This is a genomic window from Streptomyces sp. NPDC056503 (assembly GCF_042794995.1).
In the GTDB taxonomy this organism is placed as follows: domain Bacteria; phylum Actinomycetota; class Actinomycetes; order Streptomycetales; family Streptomycetaceae; genus Streptomyces.
The window spans coordinates 1-3140 of the sequence record NZ_JBHTST010000259.1 but is presented as its reverse complement, the minus strand read 5'-3'; the positions used below and the strand labels follow the sequence as shown (position 1 = coordinate 3140).

The 3140-nt window shown below is 75.1% G+C and carries 5 protein-coding genes and 1 tRNA gene; 4 read left to right on the top strand and 2 right to left on the bottom strand.

What is annotated here, in order from left to right; all coding sequences use genetic code 11:
- Positions 1-182: 182 nt before the first annotated feature.
- Positions 183-259: transfer RNA gene (locus ACFQ8C_RS36825), tRNA-Trp, on the top strand.
- Positions 260-342: 83 nt separating this feature from the next.
- On the opposite strand, the gene ACFQ8C_RS36820 is transcribed toward ACFQ8C_RS36825, so the two are convergent.
- Positions 343-720 (bottom strand): PRC-barrel domain-containing protein, encoded by a 378-nt coding sequence (locus tag ACFQ8C_RS36820; RefSeq protein ID WP_383466294.1) that lies wholly within the window; start codon positions 718-720, stop codon positions 343-345.
- 57 nt (positions 721-777) lie between these two features.
- Positions 778-1002 carry a DUF6458 family protein gene (locus ACFQ8C_RS36815; protein ID WP_383466292.1) on the bottom strand — a complete coding sequence of 75 codons (225 nt, stop codon included), beginning with the start codon at positions 1000-1002 and terminating at the stop codon, positions 778-780.
- 260 nt (positions 1003-1262) lie between these two features.
- Here ACFQ8C_RS36815 and ACFQ8C_RS36810 point away from each other — a divergent pair, with 260 nt between their 5' ends.
- The 3 genes from ACFQ8C_RS36810 to ACFQ8C_RS36800 all read left to right on the top strand — a co-directional run bounded on the left by ACFQ8C_RS36810 (position 1263) and on the right by ACFQ8C_RS36800 (position 3082).
- Complete coding sequence (locus tag ACFQ8C_RS36810) at positions 1263-2372, top strand: serine/threonine-protein kinase (protein WP_383466290.1); 1110 nt, start codon at positions 1263-1265, stop codon at positions 2370-2372.
- 156 nt (positions 2373-2528) lie between these two features.
- A complete protein-coding gene (locus ACFQ8C_RS36805; protein WP_383466289.1) occupies positions 2529-2879 on the top strand; it encodes a PRC-barrel domain containing protein in 351 nt (116 codons plus the stop codon).
- Positions 2880-2935: 56 nt separating this feature from the next.
- Positions 2936-3082, top strand: coding sequence for a hypothetical protein (locus ACFQ8C_RS36800; protein WP_383466287.1), 147 nt, complete (start codon positions 2936-2938; stop codon positions 3080-3082).
- Positions 3083-3140 lie beyond the last annotated feature (58 nt).

Below are 3140 nucleotides of genomic sequence, written 5' to 3'. Positions count from 1 at the left end.
GGAGGGGGCCGGTGCGGGGCGGTCGCATGGCCGCCGGCCGCGACGGGGGGGTGGTCGCGGGGCGGCGGCGGGGAGGCGGTCATCGCGCTCCTCCACCCGCCTACCCGCGCTTCACGCGGGCATTCCGGGTTTTATCCAGTGGCGTCGTCCCCGGTCGGAATGAGAGGCTTCCTCCACACCGAAGGGGTGTAGCTCAGCTGGTCAGAGCGCCGGTCTCCAAAACCGGATGTCGCAGGTTCGACTCCTGTCACCCCTGCCACGCCGTCATGTGCCCCCGCGCGTCGGGGCCCGCGCGTCCGGCCCCGCGGGGCCGGATCCGTCCCGCGCGTCCCCGACGGCCCGTCAGAGGCCGCTGACGCCGCCCGGGAAGGGCCAGCCGCCCCCGCGGTAGTACTGGCCGATCTCCTCGCGGTACTGCGTGTCGGCGAGGTGCTTGTCGGAGACGAACTCGGGTGCGTCCTTGACCTGTTCCTTGGAGAGGGCCAGGTAGAGGGTGTGCTCGTCCAGGTCGACCCGGGTCACCGTGCTCGCCGGGATCAGCACCTCCTTGCCGAAGATCCAGACGCCCGTGTCCACGACCAGGTAGGAGTCGTCCACCTCGTCGGAGTGCTTGTCCACCTTGCCGATGTGCCCGTCGGACGCCTCGACCCGCCATCCGGTGAGGTCGGTGCCCGCCAGGCGGCCGGACTCGGCGTGGTAGGACCACAGGTGATCGGTCATCTCTGTCACTCCTCTGTCGCTGTGTTCGGGTGTCGCGCGGCGCCGTCGTGCGGACCGCTAGAGCAGGTCGCGCCGGTCGTCCTCGGTCACCGTGGGCGCCACGGGCGGTACCACCATCCGGCGGCGGCGAAGAACGCTCGTGTACACGGCGGTTCCGAGGATGCCGACCGCCATGAGGATCAGGCCGACCAGATCGAGGTCGACCGCGTCGAGTTCCCAGTCGGACGCGAAGGTGAGGATGGCGCCGACGGCGATCATGATGATGAACAGTCCCAGTCCCACGGATGCTCCTCCCATGCGGGTTGGACAGCGTCCGCGTACCCGGGTCTCCGGGGAACATTCCGCCGCGTCCGAAGAGCGCCCGCGCCCGCCCCTCCCCCGGCCCCGCGCGACCACGCCCTCCCCTCTTCTCGCCCTCCTCCGGGGGATGTTCATGGATCGACGGGGCACGCGTCAGCCGCGAGCCCGCGCGTACGACGGCGGGCCGTCCACCCGTCGACCGGCCCGCCGGCAACGGCCGGCCACACCCCCAGGGAGCCCCGATGCAGGTGCGTGCGAGGCAAGTCCGTCCGGATCCCACGCCGACGGCCCGCGCCGTCGGCGGCCGCTACCGGATCGACCGTCCGCTGGGCCGCGGCGGCGCGGCCGACGTGTACGAAGCGCTCGATCTGCGGCTGCGCCGCCCGGTGGCGGTGAAGGTCTTCCGCCCGTCGGAGGCCCGCCGGACCGACGTGCAGTGCGGTCAGGAGGCCCGGATCCTGGCCCGCATGCACCATCCCGGCCTGGTGACGCTCTACGACACGGGCAGCGACGACGGCCGGCCCTTCCTGGTGATGCAGCTCGTCCGGGGGACGACCCTGCGGCAGCGGATAGCCCGCGCGGCCCTCACCCCCGCCGAGACCTGCCGGACGGGCACCGCCCTCGCCTCGGCCCTCGCCCACGTGCACGCCCGCGGGGTCGTCCACCGCGACGTCAAACCGTCGAACATCCTGCTCGACCGGGCGGGCGCCCCCCACCTCTCGGACTTCGGCATCTCCCGCCGCCTCGACGAGCCCGCGGACGCCGCGTCCGAGAGCGCCGGCACGCTCGTCGGGACCGCCTCCTACATGGCGCCCGAACAGGCCCTCGGCCGGGACGCGGGGCCCGCGGCCGACGTCTACAGCCTCGGTCTGGTGCTCCTGGAAGCGCTGAAGGGCGAGGCGGAGTACGGGGGGACGCCGCTGGAGGCGGCGCTGGCACACCTGAACCGGCCCCCGGTGCTCCCGCCCGGCCTGCCCCCGGAGCTCGCCGGCCTGCTGACGGCCATGACCGCCCGGTCCCCCGGGGCCCGGCCCGACGCGGCCGCCTGCGCCCGGGTCCTCGCCGAACCGCGCACCGCCGGACCCGGCTCCCCCGGGAGGGTCCGGGGCGCCGCCCCCGCCTTTCGGGAACCGGGCACGGCGGCCGGCCGGCCGGGGCGCCGCGTCGGCGCGCGCGCCGTGACGGCGACCCTGGTCACGCTCGGTCTCGCCCTGACGGGGTCCGTGGGCGGCGCCCCCGCGGGGGAGGCGTCCTCGCCCCGGCCGGGACCGGCGGACACGACCCGGGCGGCCGCGCCGGCACCGCCCGTACCGCCCGCGCCGGACGCCGACGACCCGCGCCCGGCGGGCTGAGGGGACCTCAGGAAGGTACGCCCCGAGCCGTCTCGGCCCGAAGAGGCCTCACACCCCGGAGGGTTCCGGGGTGTGAGACGGCCGCGACGGGCAACACGGAGTCCAGGAACCGGAGCCCGGGGGCGCCCGCCCCCGGTGGCAGGGAAGGCGGTGGAGATGGCGCACGACATGTGGACCTACGGGGAGACCGCGGCGCACCTGGACCTGACCGGGTACCGGGTCGAGGCCACGGACGGGTTCGTCGGCACGGTCGACACGCACGAGCCCACGGCGGGCCGCGGCCATGTCGTGGTCGACACGAGCCCCTGGATCCCCGACAGGCGCGTCGTCGTGCCGGCCGGCGTCGTGACCTCGGTCGACCCCGGCGGGGAGACGCTGCGCATCGGCTGCTCCAGGCGGCTGATCGAGCAGGCACCGCCGTTCGAACCCGGCCCCGACCACGACCGGGACGACGAACAGCCGCACCGGATGCGGCTCGTCGACTACTACCTGGCGTTCTTCCGGTAGCCGACGACCCGTTCCGCGGTATCCGTCCCGCCCTTTCGATCGGAGGAGAGAATCCCATGACCGCACTGATCGCCCGCATCAAGCGGTTCGCCCGCGGCCCCCAGGCCCGTGGCGCGGCGGCGTCCGTCCGCCGGGCCGCCGCCGACCCCCACAAGCGCGCCCAGGCGCGGCGCCTTCTCGGCCGCCTGCGCGGCCGCCGCTGACGACCGCTCACCGGGCCCGGCGGGCCCGTGGGACGACGCCCCGCGCGACATACGGCGC

Coding starts and splice junctions, on each gene's coding strand:
- ACFQ8C_RS36805 (WP_383466289.1), top strand. CDS start 2,529: ATGGCGCACGACATGTGGACCTACGGGGAGACCGCGGCGCACCTGGAC.
- ACFQ8C_RS36810 (WP_383466290.1), top strand. CDS start 1,263: ATGCAGGTGCGTGCGAGGCAAGTCCGTCCGGATCCCACGCCGACGGCC.
- ACFQ8C_RS36800 (WP_383466287.1), top strand. CDS start 2,936: ATGACCGCACTGATCGCCCGCATCAAGCGGTTCGCCCGCGGCCCCCAG.
- ACFQ8C_RS36820 (WP_383466294.1), bottom strand. CDS start 720: ATGACCGATCACCTGTGGTCCTACCACGCCGAGTCCGGCCGCCTGGCG.